Raw genomic sequence first — 20640 nt, 5'->3', positions numbered from 1 at the left:
CGGTAATAACAGATCGTAACATCAGGTTATTTGTAACATTGTCAGCTTAATACTTTGACAAATCGGCAAGAATGATGCTGGAAATTACCGCCACCCCAGTGAGGGCAGCGGTAGTTGTCGCAGGCAAGAATCAATCGACGATGACGCGGCCGTTGAGCGGCTGTACCGGACGATTGTTGTTATGGTGCACTACCGAGTGGAATTGACTAATCTGTTCGGCAGAAGCGCTTACAGGCTGATCTAGCACCAACCAACTGACCCCTTCGGAGCAGGGGGGCGTCGTCAGTGAACCGCTGAAGCGGTAGAAGTTAAACTGTTTCGGCAGCAGCGCTTTGATATCCAACGGCTTGTTCAGCACGGCGGTCTGATCGACGGCGGTAGGCATTTGTTGCCAGGCCTGCGCCAGTTGCGGATTGGCTTTACCTTGCTGGAACATCAGGGCCAGCACCGCCAGGGCACCGTCTTTGTCCTTGTAGACAAAGTGCGCTTCCAGTGGGAACTGCTTGCCGTCGATCTCGTTTTCGCTAGGGGCGTGGAAATGGAACTGCTGCAGCGTGAAGGTGTCGTTATCCAGCCGTAGGGTGTTACCTTCGCTGACGTTGACTTGAATGGTGTGCCCGTTGTTGACGATTTGCTGTTTGCCCGGCTGGAAAGCCAGCTCAAGTTTGCCGTGCTGGGTTTTCAGCGCGCCCTGGATGTTGACCGGGGACTGGTTTTTACCGGTTTCACACAGTGAAAAATCGGGTGAAAGCTTGCCCCAATGCGCCGGGTCTTCCTGGCCTTCATAGCCCCAATGAGCATGCTCTGCGGCACCGATAGAGAAGCTGGCGGCCAACAGGGCGGCAAGCAACATTTTTCCTTTCATTTCCTAATCCTTGTCCAATGAAAATACCAATTATCCTGGGTGGGCGGCTCATATGCTGCGGGCTACCTTCACTCCGAGCAGGAGAATACCCCCAGCAAGTGCCGGGATAAACTGGCGGATCCTTAGGAAAAGAACAAAACCACCGGAACTGATTAAATTTCCGATGGTTTTTGGCAGGCGGGGAAAATGTAACTAGTTGCGTTGGCCGGTGATGCGGCACCACTCTTCGCGCTCGGCCACCGGGTCGAGAGTGAATTTATCCTGATAGGCTTCGGCTACGCTGGCGGCTTGAGTCGCCAGTACGCCTGACAGGCCCAGATAGCCGCCGGATTTTGGCAGGTCGCTGATTAACGGTGCCAGTTCGCGCAGCGGGCCAGCGAGAATGTTTGCCACCACCACATCGGCCAGCAGGTCGGCTGGCTGGTCTTTTGGCAGATACAGCTCCAGACGCTCTGAAACGCCGTTACGCTGCGCGTTGTCGCGGCTGGCCTGAATGGCCTGGGGATCGATGTCGATACCAATGGCGCGGGCGGCACCGAGTTTTAACGCGGCAATCGCCAGGATGCCTGAGCCACAGCCGAAGTCGATGACGGTTTTACCGGCCAGATCCAATCCATCCAGCCATTGCAGGCAAAGCGCGGTGGTCGGGTGTGTGCCGGTACCAAACGCCAGGCCTGGGTCTAACATGACGTTCACCGCGTCTGGATCGGGCACGTCACGCCAGCTTGGGCAAATCCACAGGCGCTCGCCAAAACGCATCGGGTGGAAGTTATCCATCCACTCACGTTCCCAGTCTTTATCTTCCAACTGTTCGATTTTGTGGCGGAAACCGTTGCCCAGCAACGGGTGCTGTTCCAGTATGGCGACCACTTCGGTCATATCGGTTTCGGCATCATACAGGCCGATCACATCGGTATCGCCCCACAGCAGGGTTTCGCCTGGCAGAGGTTCAAATACCGGGTTGTCGTGGGTGTCCTGAAAGGTGACCGACACCGCGCCGCTTTCAACCAACGCATCGCTCAGGTCTTCTGCCTGGCTGCCGGTGGTGTTCAGTTTTAGTTGGATCCAAGGCATAACAATTCTCTCAAGAAGATAAGGACGACGCCAACTGGCGTTTTTCGCCGTAGACGTTACCGAGATAAAACGCCAACAGGCTGAGTAACAGCGAAGGCACAATAGGATGCAATCCGGCCAGTTGCAGGCCGAAGCTGGCTAATAGCGTATAGCATAACGCACCGGTGACCATTGAGCTAAGGGCACCTTGCGCGTTGGCACGTTCCCAGTACAGGCCCAACACCAACGGCCACAGGAATACGGCCTCCAGGCCGCCGAATGCCAGCAGATTCAGCCAGATGATCATTTCTGGCGGACGCCATGCGGCCAGCAGCACCAGCAATCCGAGGATCAGCGTAGTCAGGCTGGAGAAGCGTTTGATCATCTTCTCATTGTTCATCTGCAGAGGACGTACGCCCAGATAGAGGTCTTTGATGATCGTGGCTGAGGATTGCAGCAGTTGCGCATTAATGGTCGACATGATCGCTGCCATCGGTGCGGCCAGGAAGATCCCTGCGGCGTACGGTGGCAGCACGGTGATCATCAACGTTGGGATCACCTGATCGGGGATCTTCAGATCTGGCAGTACCGCACGGCCCAGGGCGCCAGCAAGGTGCATACCAAACATCAGAATTGCCACCACGATGGTGCCGAGGATAATGCCACGGTGCACGGCTTTGCTGTCTTTATACGAGATACAGCGCACGGCGGTGTGCGGCAGGCCAATTACGCCAAAGCACACCAGGATCCAGAACGAAGCCATAAACGGCAGGCTGAGGATCTGATCGCCGCCTTGCGGTGAGACCAACGCCGGATCGATCTGTTGCAGCTTATCAACCGCGCTGTGCAAGCCGCCCGCCGCGTGGATCACCGCAACCAGCAGTAATATCGTGCCTATCAGCATCACCAGCCCCTGCATGGCATCGTTCAGTACGCTGGCACGAAAGCCGCCAAACGCGGTGTACAGCGCAATGCTGATACCAAATATCAGCAGGCCGGTGTCGTAAGGAATGCCCGCCGCAGTCTCGAGCAGACGTGCGCCGCCGATAAACTGGACCGTCATCGCCCCAAGGAAGGCGACCAACAGACTTAGACTGGCTAGCCACACCAGCAAACGGCTCTTATAGCGAGCGAACAGCATATCGTTAAGGGTGATGGCATTGTAGCGCCGCGCCAGAATGGCAAACTTTTTCCCCAGCACGCCAAGTGAAAGCCAGACGGCGGGCAGTTGGATCATCGCCAGCAGCACCCAGCCAAGGCCGTATTTATAGGCGGCACCCGGTCCACCAATAAACGAACTGGCGCTGATATAGGTGGCGGTCAGCGTCATGGCCAGCACAAAGCCACCCATCGAACGGTTGCCGAGGAAATATTCACTCAGGAAGTTACCGCTTTGGCGACGGGTATAGGCATACACCGAAAGGCCAAACACCAGCAACAGATAGGCAACCAGCGGCAGAATGACCTCAGTTTGCATCGCTATCCTCCAGGGGGATATCGCGGAAGATGCCGCGTACCATCAGCCAGCACAGGCCTATAAACAGCAGCGGTACCAGCAGGCAGGCCATTTCGAACCAGTGTGGCAGCCCGGTGATCCCGGCGTTGCTGTCTGGCAGATAGGCCGCCAGCGACCAGGCCAGCAGGTAAAGCAGCGTCAGGCCCAGTGCCCAGCGTGCTTCGCGGTTAGCTTGAATAAAGCGTTGTTCCATCCGTGCCTCCAAGGGGTTTACGGTTATGGATTGGCAAAGGAGGGGATTTTACGACAAGGGACGGTTTTGCCAAGCCGTTATGTGGGCAATCGGGATAAAAAACCGGCCAAAGGCTGGCCGGTTGATGGGATTTACGCCTGTTGTGCAATAAAGTGCTCGATCTGCGCCAGGCTGGATAACCCTTCCATCGGCCCCTTATGGGAAACCGCCAGGGCACCGCTGGCATTGGCATACTGCAACGCTTTTTCTGCGCTAAAGCCGGACAGGAACAGGCTGACAAAGGTAGCGCCAAAGCAGTCGCCCGCTCCGGTCGGATCGACCATCTTGCTACTATAGCCTGGAGTGTGTAGCTCCCGCGTCTGGCCGTTCTGTTGCTGGTAATGGCTGGCCCCTTTCTGGCCTCGCTTGATCACGATATGGCTCACGCCGCTGGCCAACAGTTCCTGCACGATATCCGCTTCCTGCTGATTTTTGCTGCTGGCAAAGTGGTGCACTTCTCCCTCGCTCGGCAGGAAGATATCGGTATATTCGAGGATGTAATCGAAGGCCTGGCTCATCTCCGGGATATTGAGCATCTCTTTGCGAATATTGGGATCGAACGACACCGTCCCCTTATTGGCCTTGACGATCTGGATCGCCCGGCGCATGGCATCGATGATGCGGAATGAGAACAGCGAAGAACCCATAATGTGGAAATGTTGGCACTGGTTCAGCAAGCCCAGATCGATATGGTCGGCGGTAAAGAAGCCGCAGGCGCTGTTGGGGATATTGAAGATAAAATCGCGATCCAGCGGGTTGCGATAGCTGACAAATGCCGTGCCGGTCGGGGCCTTGTCGATCACGCTGATGCCGTCGGTGATCACGCCTTCCAGACGCAGGCGCTCGATATTCAAACGGCCAAAATCGTCGTTGCCCACGCAGCCAAACAGCGTGGAGCCAAAGCCAAGCCGCGCCACCTGAGCGGCATAGATAGCCGGTGCCCCGCTGGGGAACGGCCCAAGAAACTCGCCTGGCTGAGTGAATCCCTGATTATAATTTTTTGAAAGGAATTCAACCAGTAACTCACCCATCGTGCAGATGCTAACTGACATAAGTGCCCCTTTATTCCCCGATCGTTTCCCGGTTGGCCCAGGTAAAACATTCGTTATTGGTGTAGCGGATGCTGAAGTCGGATTCGAATAATTGCTGCTGATAATGTTCATTCACGCCACGGTTGGTCACCAGATTATCCACCTGGCTGAGGTGGCCGATAGTCCCGATCGCACTGGCCTGAATGGGCAAATGGGTAATGATGGCGGTTTTATTCTGCGCCTTGTCCAGGCAGCGCTGGTAGTGGGACGCCAACAGCGGCTGGTCGATATTCAGGATGCCGGAGCTGTCCGTAATGCTGGCCTCGAGAATGCAGTGGTTGATGGTGAACTGTTGGATCACATTATCCAGCGCTTTACCGCTGAGCGCGGTATGTGAGCGGATCAACTCCCCACCTGCGACGATAATTTCACCGTCCAAAAACTGATCGGCCAGGATCGCATGCTGTAGGTCATTGACGATCAGCCGCAGCTTTTTCAGGCTGCTCAGGAACGGGATGATTTTGCGGCAGATGTCGCCGTGGCCGAGAAACAGCGTATCGCGATCGGCAATCATCCTGGCGCAGTGGCGGGCGATTTCCAACTGGTTAGCCAGCGTGAGCGGGGGCAGGGCGAGCCCTGGGTCGATCGGCGCCGCCAACGGCTGTGTTGGGGTTGCAATGGCTCCGCCAAAGGATCGCTTGAGGTAGCCTTGTTGTTCAAGGTAGCTGAGATCGCCACGGATCGTCACGCCGGAAACCCCCAACTGGGCAGAAAGATCTTCGACCTTGATCTCCCCCTGCAGGCCGACGATTTCAGCAATTTTCAATCTGCGTTTCAGCAGGTTAGATGACTTTCTGGGCACATTTGCCCCCATCGTTAAACGGTAATAGGGGCTACTATATCCTTCATACTTTCTAATTGAAAGTAATACCCACGCAGGCTTTCGTTATTTTGAAAGTCTGCGATGGGTGAACGAACAAGCATATATTTTTACTATTATTCATATTGTTAGATGCTATTTTCGGGTGGGGTATACTCGTGGCATGGCGATCTTAAGCGCGCAAATACCGGAACATGCCTTATGTTTCATAATTACCATCTTGTTAAGTTACGTTTTGAAAGTTATTTGATAATCTTCGATCCCTGTCACGCTTTTTTGCGCATTTTATCTCTATATTCGGTTTCACTTGGAAAGTTTGTATAACTAAATTTTCATTTTGTAATTACCGACTGCGGTATCAGATGCGGGATCGAGGAGAATCGATGTACATCATTTCAAGCAAAAACATGCTGCAGAAAGCGCAGCAGCAAGGGTACGCGGTGCCGGCATTCAACATCCACAACCTGGAAACCTTGCAGGTGGTGGTCGAAACCGCTGCACAGTATCGTTCGCCGGTGATCCTGGCGGGAACGACCGGCACTTACCGCTACGGCGGGCTGGAAAACATCATCATGATCGTCAAGGCGCTGGCGCACGAGTATCAGATCCCGCTGGCGCTGCATTTGGATCATCACGAAGAACCCGCCGATATCTTCCATAAGATCAACGCCGGGATCCGTTCCGTAATGATCGACGGCTCTCACTTTCCTTTTGAAGAAAACGTGGCACTGGTCAAACAAATCGTAGAGTACAGCCACCGCTACGACGCTAGCGTTGAGGCAGAGTTAGGCCGCCTGGGGGGCCAGGAAGACGATCTGATCGTGGAGGGGAAAGACGCTATCTACACCTCTCCAGAGGCGGCGGTGGAGTTTGTTGCCCGTACCGGGATCGATTCGCTGGCGGTGGCTATCGGTACCGCGCATGGCCTGTACCAGTCCGAACCCAAGCTGGATTTTGCCCGCCTGGAACAGATACGCGATCGCGTTGAAGTGCCGCTGGTGTTGCACGGGGCTTCCGGCCTGAGCGATAGCGATATCCGCCGCTGTATCAGTTTAGGCATCTGCAAGGTCAACGTGGCGACCGAGCTGAAAATCGCTTTCTCGGATGCCCTGAAAGCGTATTTCCACCAGCATCCTGATGCCAATGACCCGCGCCATTATATGCAGCCAGCGAAAAGCGCCATGCAACGGGTGGTGGAAAAAGTGATTGGCGTATGTGGTTGTGAAGGTCAGCTGTAAATATTAATAAGTTCCCTACAAAACAGTAAGAAAAACCAAGCAGCAATAATAAAAACTGAGGATAGATCATGCATAAATTAAAGGTATTAGGCTCCGTGCTGGCCATCGGTCTGGCCGTATTTTCGCAGGCAACGTTAGCCAAGGAATATAAAATTGGCGCATCGCTGCTGACGCAACAGCATCCATTCTATATTGATCTGGCCGACGCAATGAAAGCGGAAGCCAAGAAAGACGACGTGGTGCTGAATATTTCCATTGCCAATCAGGACCTGAATAAACAACTCTCCGACGTAGAAGACTTTATTACCAAGAAGGTCGACGCCATTATTATTTCCCCGGTGGATTCCAAAGGCGTACAGGCGGCGATTATCAAAGCGGAGAAAGCCGGTATTCCGGTGATTACCGTTGATGTGGCCGCCGAGGGCGTGCCGGTGGTCACTCACGTGGCTACCGACAACTACGCCGGTGGTGTCGAAGCGGGCAAGCTGATGGGCAAACTGCTCAACGGTAAAGGCAAGGTAGCGATTATCGATTACCCAGCGCTGCAATCGGTAGTGGCACGTGTGGACGGCTTCAAGAAAGGGCTGGCCGATACGCCTGACGTGAAGATTGTGGCGATCCAAACCGGCATCACCCGGGCGGAAGCGTTAACCGTGGCGCAGAACATGATGCAGGCACACCCGGATCTGAACGGCCTGTTTGGTTTTGGTGATGATGCCGCGCTGGCTGCGGTGATCGCCGCCAAATCCGCGCGTAACGACAATATCAAGATCATCGGTTTCGACGGGATGAAAGAGGCTCGCGACGCCGTCGACAGCGACAAGACCTTCGTGGCAGTTATCCGCCAATACCCAGACCAAATGGGAGCCAAGGCAATTGATGCCGCCGTCGACCATTTGAATGGTAAACCTGTAGCGAAAATGATCCCGGTCGCACCTGGTGTTTACACCGGTAAATAGCCCCTCACCCCAGCCCTCTCCCACAGGGAGAGGGCGCTGTCCGGAGTATGCAGTTAGCCCATACAGCTTCGGAAAGTAGGGAGTAATAAGAAAGGCAGGGTATTACGCAGAGAAATCAGCGAACTCGATCGGTCCCCTCTCCCTGTGGGAGAGGGTTAGGGTGAGGGCTATTTGGGTGGAGGAAATCATGACGGATACGGTGCTGGCGGTAACGGATATAGCCAAAAGTTTCGGCCATGTTCATGCATTAAAAAATGTCAGCCTGAAAATACGCAAAGGTAAAGTCCATACGCTGCTCGGCGAAAATGGCGCCGGTAAATCCACGTTAATGAAAATATTGGCAGGCATTTATCCGCCGACCAAAGGAGAAATACGACTCAAAGGGCAGAGCGTCACTATTGCCAACCCCCAGCATTCCAGAAAGTTGGGTATCGCGATTATTTTTCAGGAGCTGAGCCTGAGCAATAATATGAGCGTAGCAGAGAATATCTATGCCAATAATGAGCCAACCCGTTTTGGTTTTATTAACGATGGTCAGATGGTGAATGATTGCCAGCGCCTGCTGGCGGACTTGGCCATTCCGCTCGATCCGCAGCAAATTGTCGGCACCATGTCGATGGCCCAGCGCCAACTGGTAGAGATTGCCAAGGCGCTGAGTTACCCGGCGGATGTCGTGATCATGGATGAACCCACGTCGTCCCTGAGCGATAACGAGGCGGACATCCTGTTTGGCATTATCGACAAGCTGAAACAGCGCGGCTGCGCGGTGATTTATATCTCGCACCGCATGGATGAGATCATGCGGGTATCTGACGATATCTCGGTGCTGCGTGACGGCGAGTTCATCGCCACCCATGATAAACACCAAACCGATATTCACCGGCTGATTGCCCAGATGGTTGGCCGCGAAATGACCAATATCTACCCGCCACGCATCGGCGAACCTCCTTCAGCGGAGCAAGTGCCGGTGCTGGAAGTCAGGCAATTTTCGCAGGACAAACTGTTTCACGATATCCATTTCTCACTGCGTGCAGGTGAAGTGCTGGGCTTTTTTGGGCTGGTGGGATCGGGGCGTTCAGACGTGATGAAGGCAATTTTTGGCCTGACTGGCTATCAAGGTGAAATTCGCATCGATGAGGCGGTAGTCACTATTCGCAATCCAAAGCAGGCGATAGAGCATGGCATCGCCTTCGTGACGGAAAACCGCAAGGAGGAGGGGTTGGTGCTGATGCATGACGTGAGCATGAACACCCATCACGTGGCCTTTCAGTATGCGGGCTCCAGCCTGATCAACCATAAGCACGAAGAGGTGAAAACCCAGCAGGCAATCCGGCGGATGAACATCAAGGTCAGCTCGCCACATCAACTGGTCAGCACCCTGAGCGGGGGCAATCAGCAAAAGATCGTGCTGTCGAAATGGTTGGAAAAGGTGCCACGCATCTTAATTCTCGACGAGCCAACGCGCGGCGTGGATGTTGGCGCCAAGTTCGAGATTTATAACGTCATACGCCAGCTTGCTGCACAGGGCACTGCCATTATCTTGATCTCTTCCGAACTGCCGGAAGTCATGGCGCTCAGCGATCGGCTGGTGGTGATGCGCGCCAAGCAGATCGCCGACGTTTTTGCCACCGATGGACTCACGCAAACCCAGGTCATGACCGCAGCAACAGGAGTGAAATAATGAGCGATAAAGTGCTGGCCGCCGAGGGCCATTCGGCGTTCAACGGGCCAGGGAAACTGGCAAAAGCCGCCAAACAGTACGGCGGCATACTGGCGGGCCTGGTGGCCTTGGTGATCCTGTTCAGCGTGATCAACGACAGCTTCCTGAGCGTAAATAATATTACCAATATTATTTTGCAGGTCTCGATCATTGCCATCACCGCCTATGGCATGACTTACGTGCTGTTGCTGGGGGATATCGATCTTTCGGTGGGGTCAACCATTGCACTGGTGGGGACCTTTGCCGCACTCGGCCTGTCGTTTGGCATCCCGTTTATTCTGGTGATCCCGCTGTCGATTATGGCCGCGCTGGTGTTGGGCCTGGTTAACGGTAGCCTGACTGCGATGGCCGGTATCCCGTCGTTTATCGTTACCGTCGCGACGATGGGCATTTTCCGGGGCATCGCCTATATCGTCACCGACGGCACGCCGATCATGATCAAAAACGAGGCGTTTCTGGCGCTGGGTAACGGCGAGTTCCTCTATATCCCGATCCCCATCTGGATCCTGTTGGTGTTGCTGATCGTCAACCACTTCATCCTGTCGAAAACCACCTTTGGCCGCAAAATTTATATCACCGGCGGCAATAAAGAGGCCGCGATCTATTCGGGGATTAACGTTTCTGCGCTGAAAATAAAGGTCTTTATGATCACCGCCGTGATGGCGGGCATCAGCGGCATGATCCTGGCTTCACGGCTGTATTCCGGCCAGCCTAACGCCGCGCTGAGCTATGAGCTGGATGCCATTGCCGCCGCCGTGTTGGGGGGCACCAGCCTGAATGGCGGCTACGGCACGGTGATCGGCACCATGATCGGCGCGCTGACCATCGGGGTCATCAACAACGGTATGAATTTAATGAACGTGCCTTATTTCTATCAAATGGTGGTGAAGGGGCTGGTGATCCTTATCGCGGTGTATGTCGACGTCAGAAACAAGAAGAAACGTGGCTAACGATCACAGGCAGATTTGTATAAGGAACGGGACAATGAGAAAAATTTATACCATCGGCGAGATCCTGGTTGAGATCATGGCCGATAAGGTTGGCCAATCTTTTACCCATCCAGGCTTATGGAATGGTCCTTTCCCCAGTGGTGCCCCGGCGATTTTTATCGACCAGGTGACCAAGCTGGGCGGGCAGTGCGGCATTATCAGCTGCGTGGGTAACGACGGCTTCGGCACGCTGAATATCGAACGCCTAAAGGCTGACGGAGTGGATACGCGAGGCATCCGTGTGTTGCCGCATGAGACGACCGGCAGCGCCTTTGTTACCTACCACTCCAACGGCGATCGCGATTTTATTTTCAATATCAAGAACGCAGCCTGTGGGAAATTATCGGCCGAGCATGTGAATGCTGAACTGCTGCAGGACTGCCAGCACTTCCACATCATGGGTTCATCGCTGTTTTCCTTCCATATGGTGGATGCGGTGAAGAAGGCGGCGGGGATCGTCAAAGCGAACGGCGGCACCTTGTCTTTCGATCCGAATATCCGCAAGGAAATGCTCAATATCCCCGAGATGCGTGATGCGCTGCATTACGTGCTGGAGCTGACCGATATCTATATGCCGAGTGAAGGCGAAGTGATGCTGCTGTCCTCCCAAACCACGCTGGATGAGGCGATTGCTCGCTACCTGAAGGACGGCATTAAAGAAGTGGTGGTGAAACGCGGCAGTAAAGGGGCGAGCTATTATTCCGCGGATGAAACCCTGCATGTCGACAGCTATGCCGTAGACGAGGTTGATCCGACCGGGGCGGGCGACTGCTTTGGCGGCGCTTACATTGCTTGCCGGTTTCAGGGGCACAGCGTTTCCCAGGCGCTGCGCTATGCCAATGCCTGCGGCGCGCTGGCGGTGACCCGGCGTGGACCAATGGAAGGAACCTCTACCTTCGCTGAAATCGACGCTTTCTTGCAGCAGCAACGGACCGTGCCGGTCGGCGCGCTGTAAGTAACATTCCAACGTCCTGAATATTCAGTTCAGGACATTGCTTACCCTGTGACTTGAAAGGCGACGGGTAAATGAGGCCAAAAGTATGAAATCTATTATTAAGCAGCATAAAAGCGGCAAGCATATTGGCATCTGTTCGGTTTGCTCGGCACATCCGTTGGTGATCGAGGCCACGTTGCGTTTTGACCTGGCTAGCCAGCGTAAGGTATTGATTGAGGCCACCTCCAACCAGGTGAACCAATTCGGCGGTTACACCGGAATGAAACCGGCGGATTTCCGCGAGTTTGTGTATGCCATTGCCGCCAAGGTGGGGTTCCCACAATCACGGTTGATATTGGGGGGTGACCATCTTGGGCCTAACTGTTGGCAGGATGAACCGGCTGGGCTGGCGATGGAGAAAGCCGAACGCCTGATTGCCGATTACGTTCAGGCCGGGTTCAGTAAAATTCATCTGGATGCTTCCATGTCCTGCGCGGACGATCCGGTTCCTCTGCCGCCAACGGTGGTGGCAGAGCGTGCGGCACGGCTATGTGCGGTGGCTGAAGCTGTGGCCACTCCTGAGCAGCGGCAGGCGCTGAGCTACGTGATAGGTACGGAAGTGCCGGTTCCCGGTGGCGAAAGCCACGCTATCGCTCAGGTACACGTCACGCGGCCACAGGATGCCGCCGAGACCATCGAGACGCATCGGCAGGCGTTTGCTCGCTTAGGTTTGGATCAGGCCATGGGAAGGGTGGTGGGGCTGGTGGTACAGCCGGGAGTCGAGTTCGACCATTCCACGGTGATCCACTACCAGCCGGAACAGGCGCGCCAGCTTTCCGCCATGATTGAGTCAACGCCGTTGGTGTTTGAGGCCCATTCTACGGATTATCAAACCCCGAAAGCGTTCCGCCAGTTGGTGCGCGATCACTTTGCGATCCTGAAAGTCGGCCCGGCGCTGACCTTTGCCCTGCGTGAGGCGATCTTCAGCCTGGCGCTGATCGAGAAGGAGCTGATCGCCGCAGAACAGCAGAGCCACGTGCTGGCGGTGATCGACAGCGTGATGCAGGATGAGCCCAAGTATTGGAAGAAGTATTACGATCCGCGTCATTCGAAGGCGATGATCGATCTGCACTACAGCCTGTCCGATCGGATCCGCTATTACTGGCCTGAAGCGCGCATCAGCGCGGCCATCGACAAGCTGGTGGCAAACCTGAGCGGGGTAACCATTCCGTTGGGTATGCTGAGCCAGTATTTTCCGCTGCAATTTCCACGCCTGATGGCTGGCGAGTGTGCTGGTGACCCACATAGCCTGATGATCGACAAGATCCAGGAAGTATTGCGTGCGTATGCCTATGGGTGTAATGAGCGGCAGGAAGAGGCGCTAAACGTGCTTTGAGGCAGAGACCCCAGCCCCAATAAAAAAACACCGCAGAAGTTCTCATGCGGTGTTTTTTATTAGCCCGATATCGTTAACCGATAATCAGGTTTCCTGCAGACCCAGCTTCTTCTCCAGATAGTGGATGTTGGTGCCACCATGCTGGAAGTTTTCGTCGGTCATGATCTTCTGCTGCAGTTCAACGTTGGTTTTGATGCCATCGATGATCAGCTCAGCCAGGGCGTTCTTCATGCGGGCAATTGCCACGTCACGGTTTTCACCGTAGGTGATCAGCTTGCCAATCATGGAGTCATAGTACGGCGGCACGGTATAGCCAGCGTAGATATGAGATTCCCAACGCACGCCGAAACCACCAGGAGCGTGGAAGCGGGTGATCTTGCCTGGGCTTGGCAGGAAGGTGTTCGGGTCTTCGGCGTTGATACGGCATTCCACCGCATGACCTTGTACCTTCACTTCGTCCTGTTTGATCGACAGCGGTTGACCGGCAGCGATACGCAGCTGCTCTTTGATCAGATCCACGCCGGTGATCATTTCGGTAACCGGGTGTTCCACCTGGATACGGGTGTTCATTTCAATGAAATAGAACTCGCCGTTCTCATACAGGAACTCAAAGGTACCCGCACCGCGATAGCCGATTTCCACACAGGCTTTTGAGCAGCGCTCGCCGATGTAGCGGCGCAGCTCTGGGGTGATCCCCGGTGCTGGTGCCTCTTCGACCACTTTCTGGTGGCGGCGCTGCATGGAGCAGTCACGTTCAGCCAGATAGATGGCGTTGCCCTGACCGTCTGCCAACACCTGAATTTCGATGTGGCGTGGGTTTTCCAGGTACTTCTCCATATACACCATGTCGTTGTTGAAAGCCGCTTTGGCTTCCGCTTTGGTCATGGAGATGGATTGCTCGAGATCTTTGTCGCCGCGCACAACGCGCATGCCGCGACCGCCGCCGCCACCGGAAGCCTTGATGATCACCGGATAACCTATGCGCTTGGCGAAGGCACGGTTTTTGTCCATGTCATCGGTCAGCGGGCCGTCGGAGCCTGGTACGCAAGGTACGCCGGCTTTTTTCATCGCGCTGATGGCAGAAACCTTGTCACCCATCAGGCGAATGGTTTCGGCGCGTGGGCCGATGAAGATAAAGCCAGAGCGCTCTACCTGCTCGGCAAAGTCGGCGTTCTCGGACAAGAAGCCATAACCCGGGTGGATCGCCACGGCGCCGGTAATTTCGGCGGCGGAGATGATGGCCGGGATGTTCAGATAGCTTTTAACTGACGGTGCAGGGCCGATACAAACGGTCTCATCCGCCAGCAGAACGTGTTTCAGATCGCGGTCGGCACTTGAGTGAACGGCAACGGTTTTGATGCCCAGTTCTTTACAAGCGCGCAGGATACGTAGCGCGATCTCGCCACGGTTGGCGATAACAATTTTATCTAGCATGGTGCGCCTCGTTATTCGATGACGACCAGTGGCTCGTCAAATTCAACCGGTTGGCCGTTTTCTACCAGGATCGCTTTAACCACACCGGATTTGTCAGCTTCAATCTGGTTCATCATTTTCATGGCTTCAACGATGCACAGAGTATCACCAGCATTCACTTTCTGGCCCACTTCCACGAAGGCTTTCGCGTCCGGGCTTGGGGTGCGGTAGAAGGTCCCTACCATTGGTGAACGAACGGTATGGCCACTCATGGCCGCTGGTGCTGCTGGGGTTTCTGCTGCAGCAGGGGCAACGGCGTTGGCCAGAGCAGGTTGCTGCTGCTGGGCTGGCATTGCGTACTGTTGCATCATTGGGTAAGCCTGCACCGGTGCGGCACGGCTGATGCGAACCGACTCTTCGCCTTCAGAGATTTCCAGTTCAGAAATGCCTGATTCTTCAACCAGTTCGATCAGTTTCTTGATTTTACGAATATCCATGAGTGTGATTCCGTACTCTTTTTGTGTAGCAATTAGTGGGTTTTTGACAAACGGCGAACCGCTGCCTGTAAAGCAAATGTGTAGCCATCCGCGCCGAGGCCACAGATCACGCCTACCGCGATATCAGACAGGTAGGAGTGATGACGGAAAGGCTCACGAGCGTACACGTTGGACAGGTGGATCTCGATAAACGGGATCTGTACTGCCAACAGTGCATCGCGCAACGCCACGCTGGTGTGCGTGAATGCGGCAGCGTTAATCAGGATAAAATCCGTATTGCCGCGTGCCTGATGAATGCGTTCGATGAGCGCATGCTCGGCGTTGGACTGCAGGTGACTCAGGGTGATATCTAGCGCGAGCGCCTGGTTTTCCAATCCGTTAACAATCTCTGCCAGCGTAGCGCTGCCGTACTTTTCCGGCTCACGCGCCCCCAGCAGATTGAGATTGGGGCCGTTCAGAAGCAAAATGTGAAACTTATCCGCCATTGTGCTGGTATCTCCGGCAATAAAACCATCATCGTAGAAAATAACCCGATGTCACCGATTTGTCACCTGTTACGCGCAGATTTTACAGCTGCGACAGGGACAAGGTCGGGCATTATAACGATATCGTGGCAATTCGCAGCTAAATACTGGTCTTATCAGCGAAGATATTCAACCCTAAATCAGCAAACACCAAGTGCCGCTATTGGATTATGAGGGGTAGAACACAGAAAAGTTCCGCTCCCCGACCTGGGATTTTTACCGTCAATCTTGCCGGTTTTAGCGCGGTTTACGCCACCACGAGCGGAATTTCTTGTAACGCAGAGCTAACAGCAGCAGCGCCAGCGACGCATAAATAAAAGGCTGCGGTGACAACGTTTTTACCGACCAAAGGTAGTGGATCGGTGCCAGGATCGCCACCAGATAGACGAAGTTGTGCAACTTCTGCCAGTTGGCCCCCAATTTACGCTGCGCCCATAGCGTTGAGGTGGCCGCCAGAGCCAGCAAAATCAACCAGCAGAGGATACCTAGCGTCAGATAGGGGCGGGTTACCAGTTCGCGCCCCAGCAAGCCAATATTGCTCAGCCCCAGTTCCAGCGTCGAGTAGCTTACCAGATGCAAGGTTCCCCAGGCAAAACACCACAAACCCAGCAGGCGTCGGCAACGGATCAGCAACGGCTGGCGTGCGTAGCGGGCCAATGGAGTGACGAGCAGGGTGGCCAGCAGCAATTTCAACGTCATCCTGCCGGTAAAATGCTGGATATCCTTGGCCGGATCGGCGCTCAACCAGCCCTGTTCGACGGACAACACCAGCCACAGAAAGGGCAGGAATGCCGCCAGGTAGATGGCAACTTTTAGCCAGGTGATCTGCTTGGGGGTTAAGCGCACTCAGAAGTTCTCCCGTAAATCGAGGCCGCGATAGAGCGAAGCCACCTGATCGGCATAACCGTTAAACAGCAGCGTCGGCTGGCGTTTCACATCCAGAATGCCGCCGGAACCGATAAAGCGTTCGGTGGCCTGCGACCAGCGCGGATGATCGACATGGGGATTCACGTTGGCGTAAAAACCATATTCGTTGGGCGCAGACAGATTCCAGGTGGTTGGCGGTTGTTCGCGGGTCAGGGTGATCTGTACGATAGACTTGATGCCTTTGAAGCCGTACTTCCATGGGGTGATCAGGCGCACCGGAGCACCGTTTTGCGGTGGCAGCATCTTGCCATACACGCCCACGGTCAACAGAGCCAGTGGATGCATGGCTTCATCAAGGCGCAAACCTTCGACATAGGGATACTTGAGGCCACCACCAATAAAGCGATCTTTCTGGCCTGGCATCTGCTCTGGATCGTACAGCGTTTGAAAAGCCACGTAACGCGCATTGCTGTTGGGTTCCGCCAGATTAAGCAGTTTGCCCAGCTCAAAGCCGATCCACGGCACCACCATCGACCAGGCTTCGACGCAGCGCATGCGATAAATGCGTTGCTCCAGCGGGAAACGCTTGAGTAAATCGTCGATGTCCAGCGTTATAGGCTTGCCGACTTCGCCGTCGATTTTCACCTTCCAGTCCGTCGTTTTCAGGGAGCCTGCGTTGGCCGCGGGATCGGCCTTATCCAGGCCAAATTCGTAGAAATTATTGTACCCCATGACTTTTTCTTCCGGTGTCAGCTCCAGCTTGGCTTGCCAGGCTTCGGGCTTGCTGAAGTCTAGCGGTTTGCCTGCTGGAGCCGGGGGCCGATCGTTACCTTTGAACCAGGAAAGCAAGTCGGCCTGTGCCTGGATGGGCAAAGCCAGTGAGGCTGCCGTGATCCCTAGCGCCTGGAGCACCTTGCGCCGCTGATAGAACACGCTTTCCGGCGTGACATCGGCTTCGGTCAGTTTTCGCTGTTGTTTCATTTTTTATCTCCGCAAGTGATGGTGTAAGCATGGCGTGAAAGCCAACTTTCTGCGAGAGGGGGGATGTAAAGAGAGGTAAACGAGAGGTAATTTCTTGTGGGGAAAAAGCGGGCGCCGGATGCGGCGCCCCACAGATTATGAACGGATTTTTACCAGGGTGCGGCCAGTGATCTGATTGTTCATCAGCGCGGTAGCCGCGGCAGGCACGTCTTCCAGCTGAATTTCCTGGGTGGCTTGATCATAGAAACTTTCTGGCAGAATACCGGCCAGACGTTCCCAGGCGGTTTGGCGACGATGCAGCGGCGTCAGCACCGAATCAACGCCTTGCAGACGCACGTTACGCAAGATAAACGGCATCACGGTAGTCGGCAACTGATAGCCTCCCGCCAGGCCGCAGGCGGCAACGGTGCCGTTATAATTCATCTGCGCCAGCACGCGAGCCAGCAATTTGTCGCCGACGGTGTCGATGGCGCCGGCCCACAGCTGTTTCTCCAGCGGGCGCGGTGTTTCAATATATTCGCTACGGGGCAGCACGGTTTTGGCACCGAGGGATTTCAGATAGTCGGTATTGCTGTCGCGCCCGCTGATGGCGGTGACGCTATAGCCCAGTGCGGACAGTAGGGCGACCGCCGTGCTCCCCACGCCGCCGCTGGCTCCGGTGACCAGCACGTCGCCGTCCTCCGGTTTCACTCCGCCTTCTTCCAGTGCCATCACGCACAGCATGGCGGTAAAGCCGGCGGTGCCGAGGATCATCGCTTTGCGTTCACACAGCCCTTTTGGCAGTGGTACCAGCCATTCGCCGCTAACGCGGGCCTGTTCGCCCAACCCGCCCCAGTGATTTTCGCCAACGCCCCAGCCGGTGAGTACTACGCTCTGGCCTGGTTTAAAACGCGGATCTTTGCTGCTGTGTACCAGGCCTGCAAAATCGATACCAGGCACCATTGGGAAGTGACGAATGATTTTCCCCGTGCCGGTGATCGCCAGGGCATCCTTATAGTTGAGGCTGGACCAGTTGACGTCGACCGTCACATCCCCTTCTGGCAACTGCTCACTATCAATATTCTTGACTTGTGCCAGGGTTTTTTCGCCATCTTGTTCCAATAATAATACGCGCATGCATCGCTCCCCGCTTTTTCATATATTATATGAATGTATGGTTCAGTATTGTCTGACTATATGCATAATAAAAAAGCCTGTCCTGATAAAGGACAAAAAAAGAGTGTTTAATGGTTTTCTTCGTCGGTCAGGCTTGATAGCTTTGTATGAGCTAACCTGATGCTTGGCAAAGAAATTGAAGTCGCTTCATGATTTTTAATATCAGGGTATTGCGTTGTTTTCAATCGAGCAGGAACGGGGCCTTGGAACTTCAAAAGGTGGCTCTTCATTTTATCATCGCGCAGAAGGCACAGGGATGAGATTTACAACCAAACTCTCTGCACTAATCACCCTGCTCGTCGCATTGGCTATGTTTTTGATGCTGATGGGGTGTTCATACAGTTTCTTTTACGTGACTCAGGAGCGCCTAGAGCGCCGTTTTGAAGCCCTGGCCACCTCCATCGATCAGGCAATGCTGCTGCAACCGCTGCAGGCTCAGGATAACTGGCTGCCCCTGGTGATGCGGCCGCTAGGCATCGTGGCGATTAATGTCGATACCGAAACCAGCAACCTTTTCTCCTACAGCCTACCGACCATCAAAGCCCCCTGGGCATCGCTGGCTGGCTACCGCCAAACCTCGTTGACCATGATGCATCACCCCGGCACCCGGGTAAGTGTCACCTACCTCGATCCGTTCGCCAGCGACGTGCGTTCATTGCAGTCCACGGCGGCGGTCACGCTGTCGATCGTCATCATGGTGGTGATACTGCTGTTCAGTTTACGCTGGCTGCGTGAACAGGCGGTAGGTGAAGATCGCCTGGAACGCCGGGCGCGGCGCATTCTCAACGGCGAACGTGAACAGGTACTGAAGGGAGACGTTCGCGAATGGCCCGCCAGCGTCAGCGGTGCGTTGGATCGGCTGCTGGCCGATCTGGCCGAAGCGCGTGAGGAGCGCAGCCGGGTAGATACCCTGATCCGTGCTTTTGCCGCTCAGGATGCGAAAACCGGCCTCAATAACCGGTTGTTCTTTGATAACCAGCTCACCACTCAGTTGGAAGATGTCGGGTCACACGGCATCGTCATGATGGTGCGCCTGCCAGATTTCGATACCCTGCGTGAAATTCACGGCAATGCCGCGGTGCAGGAGCTGATGTATTCGTTGGTCAACCTGCTGTCCACCTTTGTCATGCGTTACCCTGCCGCTTTACTGGCCCGTTATTTCCACAGTGATTTTACCGTTCTGCTGCCACACCGCACGCTGAAAGAAGCGGACGGCATCGCGGCGCAACTGGTCAACGCGATCGACTCCTTGCCCTCAACGGCGCTGATTGACCGTGAGGCTTTCCTGCATATCGGTATTGTGGCCTATCGCAGCGGGCAGACCCCGGAAGAGATCATCGATTACGCCGAACAGGCAACCCGTCATGCCGTACTGCAAGGCGAAAACGGCTGGTACGTCTATGACAGCAATGTGCCGGAGAAAGGGCGCGGCAGCGTTAAATGGCGCACTCTGCTGGAACAGGTGCTGGCGCGCGGTGGCCCTCGTTTATATCAAAAACCGGCGGTGACGGTGGAAGGCGATGTGCATCACCGCGAAATCATGAGCCGGATTTATGATGGCGCACAGGAACTGTTGCCCGCCGAATATATGCCGCTGGTCAATCAGCTTGGCTTGGCGGAAAGCTATGACCGCCAGCAGATGAATCGGATTATTCCTTTATTGGCGCTGTGGCCGGAAGAGACGCTGGCGTTTCCACTATGCGTTGATTCATTATTGCAGCGCAGTTTCCAACGTTGGCTGCGCGATACCCTGTTACAGTGTGAAAAAAGTCACCGCAGGCGAATTCTGATTGAACTTGCAGAGGCAGATGTGTGTCAACATATCGACCGTTTGCGTCCGGTGCTGCGATTGCTGACCGGATTGGGCTGTCGTCTGGCGGTTTCTCAGGCCGGGTTGACGGTGGTGAGTACCTCTTATATCAAGTCGTTACCGGTGGAGATCGTCAAGCTTCACCCAGGGTTGGTAAGGAGTATTGACCGGCGGGATGAGAACCAGCTGTTCGTTCAGAGCTTGACCGGTGCCTGCGAAGGCACTCAAGCGAAGGTTTTTGCCGCCAGCGTGCGTACGCGCAACGAATGGCAGACGCTGAAAGAGCGCGGGATCCTTGGTGGGCAGGGGGACTTTTTCGCTTCGCCAGAGCCGATCGATATAGCTCGCAAAAAATATTCGCGTCGATATCGTGTTTAACCTGATGACCGGGCAAAAATTAACGTAGAATGGCCCGTCTTTTCCTGTGGGCGTCAGTAGGTGCTTACCACCGGTGACAATCAGGAAAAATGTTAGATTTTATGAGCTGTGTTACTGCCGTTTGGTACGTTGATTTGGTGGCTAGCTGAGCCTTTGTTGAGGGATATCAGGCCCCATTCGCTTTCCGTGCATTCGGTCACAA

At 54.8% G+C, this 20640-nt stretch carries 19 protein-coding genes; 7 read left to right on the top strand and 12 right to left on the bottom strand.

Annotated features, from left to right (window positions below; translation table 11 throughout):
• Positions 1 to 130: 130 nt before the first annotated feature.
• The 6 genes from KGP16_RS23890 to KGP16_RS23865 form a co-directional block, all read right to left on the bottom strand.
• The gene (locus KGP16_RS23890) at positions 131 to 865 is read right to left on the bottom strand and encodes a carbonic anhydrase (RefSeq protein ID WP_059199011.1); all 735 of its coding nucleotides are present in this window, start codon (positions 863 to 865) and stop codon (positions 131 to 133) included.
• A gap of 192 nt (positions 866 to 1057) precedes the next feature.
• Positions 1058 to 1939 carry a 50S ribosomal protein L11 methyltransferase gene (gene prmA, locus KGP16_RS23885; RefSeq protein ID WP_209524129.1) on the bottom strand — a complete coding sequence of 294 codons (882 nt, stop codon included), beginning with the start codon at positions 1937 to 1939 and terminating at the stop codon, positions 1058 to 1060.
• Positions 1940 to 1949: 10 nt separating this feature from the next.
• Positions 1950 to 3395, bottom strand: coding sequence for a sodium/pantothenate symporter (gene panF, locus KGP16_RS23880; RefSeq protein ID WP_094981536.1), 1446 nt, complete (start codon positions 3393 to 3395; stop codon positions 1950 to 1952).
• Positions 3385 to 3627 carry a YhdT family protein gene (locus KGP16_RS23875; protein ID WP_094981535.1) on the bottom strand — a complete coding sequence of 81 codons (243 nt, stop codon included), beginning with the start codon at positions 3625 to 3627 and terminating at the stop codon, positions 3385 to 3387. The genes panF and KGP16_RS23875 overlap by 11 nt, the downstream gene beginning before the upstream one ends.
• Positions 3628 to 3758: 131 nt before the next feature.
• Positions 3759 to 4718 (bottom strand): sugar kinase, encoded by a 960-nt coding sequence (locus KGP16_RS23870; RefSeq protein WP_094981534.1) that lies wholly within the window; start codon positions 4716 to 4718, stop codon positions 3759 to 3761.
• 10 nt (positions 4719 to 4728) lie between these two features.
• On the bottom strand, positions 4729 to 5559 hold the full coding sequence (locus KGP16_RS23865; RefSeq protein WP_223500458.1) for a DeoR/GlpR family DNA-binding transcription regulator: 831 nt from the start codon (positions 5557 to 5559) through the stop codon (positions 4729 to 4731).
• 401 nt (positions 5560 to 5960) lie between these two features.
• Here KGP16_RS23865 and KGP16_RS23860 point away from each other — a divergent pair, with 401 nt between their 5' ends.
• The 6 genes from KGP16_RS23860 to gatZ all read left to right on the top strand — a co-directional run bounded on the left by KGP16_RS23860 (position 5961) and on the right by gatZ (position 12813).
• Positions 5961 to 6815 carry a tagatose bisphosphate family class II aldolase gene (locus tag KGP16_RS23860; RefSeq protein ID WP_021180778.1) on the top strand — a complete coding sequence of 285 codons (855 nt, stop codon included), beginning with the start codon at positions 5961 to 5963 and terminating at the stop codon, positions 6813 to 6815.
• A 68-nt stretch (positions 6816 to 6883) separates the two neighbouring features.
• Positions 6884 to 7774 carry a substrate-binding domain-containing protein gene (locus KGP16_RS23855; RefSeq protein ID WP_098929671.1) on the top strand — a complete coding sequence of 297 codons (891 nt, stop codon included), beginning with the start codon at positions 6884 to 6886 and terminating at the stop codon, positions 7772 to 7774.
• A gap of 187 nt (positions 7775 to 7961) precedes the next feature.
• Entirely contained in the window at positions 7962 to 9455 is a 1494-nt protein-coding gene (locus KGP16_RS23850) for a sugar ABC transporter ATP-binding protein (protein ID WP_218520221.1), read from the top strand.
• Positions 9455 to 10444, top strand: a complete 990-nt coding sequence (locus KGP16_RS23845) for an ABC transporter permease (RefSeq protein ID WP_059199005.1) — start codon at positions 9455 to 9457, stop codon at positions 10442 to 10444. The genes KGP16_RS23850 and KGP16_RS23845 overlap by 1 nt, the downstream gene beginning before the upstream one ends.
• A 34-nt stretch (positions 10445 to 10478) precedes the next feature.
• Positions 10479 to 11438: a sugar kinase gene (locus KGP16_RS23840; protein ID WP_218520222.1), complete on the top strand. Its 960-nt coding sequence runs from the start codon at positions 10479 to 10481 to the stop codon at positions 11436 to 11438.
• A gap of 85 nt (positions 11439 to 11523) precedes the next feature.
• Entirely contained in the window at positions 11524 to 12813 is a 1290-nt protein-coding gene (gene gatZ, locus KGP16_RS23835; protein ID WP_218520223.1) for a tagatose-bisphosphate aldolase subunit GatZ, read from the top strand.
• Positions 12814 to 12897: 84 nt separating this feature from the next.
• Here gatZ and accC read toward each other — a convergent pair whose 3' ends face one another.
• The 6 genes from accC to KGP16_RS23805 all read right to left on the bottom strand — a co-directional run bounded on the left by accC (position 12898) and on the right by KGP16_RS23805 (position 18211).
• A complete protein-coding gene (accC, locus tag KGP16_RS23830) occupies positions 12898 to 14247 on the bottom strand; it encodes an acetyl-CoA carboxylase biotin carboxylase subunit (protein WP_021180772.1) in 1350 nt (449 codons plus the stop codon).
• A gap of 11 nt (positions 14248 to 14258) precedes the next feature.
• The gene (accB, locus tag KGP16_RS23825) at positions 14259 to 14723 is read right to left on the bottom strand and encodes an acetyl-CoA carboxylase biotin carboxyl carrier protein (RefSeq protein ID WP_059199002.1); all 465 of its coding nucleotides are present in this window, start codon (positions 14721 to 14723) and stop codon (positions 14259 to 14261) included.
• 32 nt (positions 14724 to 14755) lie between these two features.
• Positions 14756 to 15208 carry a type II 3-dehydroquinate dehydratase gene (gene aroQ, locus KGP16_RS23820; RefSeq protein WP_021180770.1) on the bottom strand — a complete coding sequence of 151 codons (453 nt, stop codon included), beginning with the start codon at positions 15206 to 15208 and terminating at the stop codon, positions 14756 to 14758.
• Between the two features lie 276 nt (positions 15209 to 15484).
• Positions 15485 to 16093, bottom strand: coding sequence for a protein-methionine-sulfoxide reductase heme-binding subunit MsrQ (gene msrQ / locus KGP16_RS23815; RefSeq protein WP_218520224.1), 609 nt, complete (start codon positions 16091 to 16093; stop codon positions 15485 to 15487).
• Positions 16094 to 17095 (bottom strand): protein-methionine-sulfoxide reductase catalytic subunit MsrP, encoded by a 1002-nt coding sequence (gene msrP, locus KGP16_RS23810; RefSeq protein ID WP_218520225.1) that lies wholly within the window; start codon positions 17093 to 17095, stop codon positions 16094 to 16096. It lies immediately after the preceding gene.
• 135 nt (positions 17096 to 17230) lie between these two features.
• The gene (locus KGP16_RS23805; protein ID WP_059199000.1) at positions 17231 to 18211 is read right to left on the bottom strand and encodes an MDR family oxidoreductase; all 981 of its coding nucleotides are present in this window, start codon (positions 18209 to 18211) and stop codon (positions 17231 to 17233) included.
• A gap of 295 nt (positions 18212 to 18506) precedes the next feature.
• Between KGP16_RS23805 and csrD the strand changes: the two genes are divergently transcribed.
• Positions 18507 to 20438 carry an RNase E specificity factor CsrD gene (csrD, locus tag KGP16_RS23800; protein ID WP_021807014.1) on the top strand — a complete coding sequence of 644 codons (1932 nt, stop codon included), beginning with the start codon at positions 18507 to 18509 and terminating at the stop codon, positions 20436 to 20438.
• Positions 20439 to 20640: the final 202 nt, after the last annotated feature.

Source organism: Serratia sp. JSRIV006 (assembly GCF_019968685.1).
Taxonomy (GTDB): domain Bacteria; phylum Pseudomonadota; class Gammaproteobacteria; order Enterobacterales; family Enterobacteriaceae; genus Chania; species Chania fonticola_B.
This window is presented reverse-complemented; position numbering and strand designations above follow the sequence as displayed.

Bases quoted from the DNA above. Each gene is read 5' to 3' on its own strand.
- KGP16_RS23805 (WP_059199000.1), bottom strand. From the start codon at position 18,211: ATGCGCGTATTATTATTGGAACAAGATGGCGAAAAAACCCTGGCACAA.
- KGP16_RS23890 (WP_059199011.1), bottom strand. From the start codon at position 865: ATGAAAGGAAAAATGTTGCTTGCCGCCCTGTTGGCCGCCAGCTTCTCT.
- prmA (WP_209524129.1), bottom strand. From the start codon at position 1,939: ATGCCTTGGATCCAACTAAAACTGAACACCACCGGCAGCCAGGCAGAA.
- KGP16_RS23845 (WP_059199005.1), top strand. From the start codon at position 9,455: ATGAGCGATAAAGTGCTGGCCGCCGAGGGCCATTCGGCGTTCAACGGG.
- KGP16_RS23870 (WP_094981534.1), bottom strand. From the start codon at position 4,718: ATGTCAGTTAGCATCTGCACGATGGGTGAGTTACTGGTTGAATTCCTT.
- aroQ (WP_021180770.1), bottom strand. From the start codon at position 15,208: ATGGCGGATAAGTTTCACATTTTGCTTCTGAACGGCCCCAATCTCAAT.
- KGP16_RS23855 (WP_098929671.1), top strand. From the start codon at position 6,884: ATGCATAAATTAAAGGTATTAGGCTCCGTGCTGGCCATCGGTCTGGCC.
- KGP16_RS23860 (WP_021180778.1), top strand. From the start codon at position 5,961: ATGTACATCATTTCAAGCAAAAACATGCTGCAGAAAGCGCAGCAGCAA.
- gatZ (WP_218520223.1), top strand. From the start codon at position 11,524: ATGAAATCTATTATTAAGCAGCATAAAAGCGGCAAGCATATTGGCATC.
- csrD (WP_021807014.1), top strand. From the start codon at position 18,507: ATGAGATTTACAACCAAACTCTCTGCACTAATCACCCTGCTCGTCGCA.
- KGP16_RS23875 (WP_094981535.1), bottom strand. From the start codon at position 3,627: ATGGAACAACGCTTTATTCAAGCTAACCGCGAAGCACGCTGGGCACTG.
- KGP16_RS23840 (WP_218520222.1), top strand. From the start codon at position 10,479: ATGAGAAAAATTTATACCATCGGCGAGATCCTGGTTGAGATCATGGCC.
- accB (WP_059199002.1), bottom strand. From the start codon at position 14,723: ATGGATATTCGTAAAATCAAGAAACTGATCGAACTGGTTGAAGAATCA.
- accC (WP_021180772.1), bottom strand. From the start codon at position 14,247: ATGCTAGATAAAATTGTTATCGCCAACCGTGGCGAGATCGCGCTACGT.
- msrP (WP_218520225.1), bottom strand. From the start codon at position 17,095: ATGAAACAACAGCGAAAACTGACCGAAGCCGATGTCACGCCGGAAAGC.
- KGP16_RS23850 (WP_218520221.1), top strand. From the start codon at position 7,962: ATGACGGATACGGTGCTGGCGGTAACGGATATAGCCAAAAGTTTCGGC.
- panF (WP_094981536.1), bottom strand. From the start codon at position 3,395: ATGCAAACTGAGGTCATTCTGCCGCTGGTTGCCTATCTGTTGCTGGTG.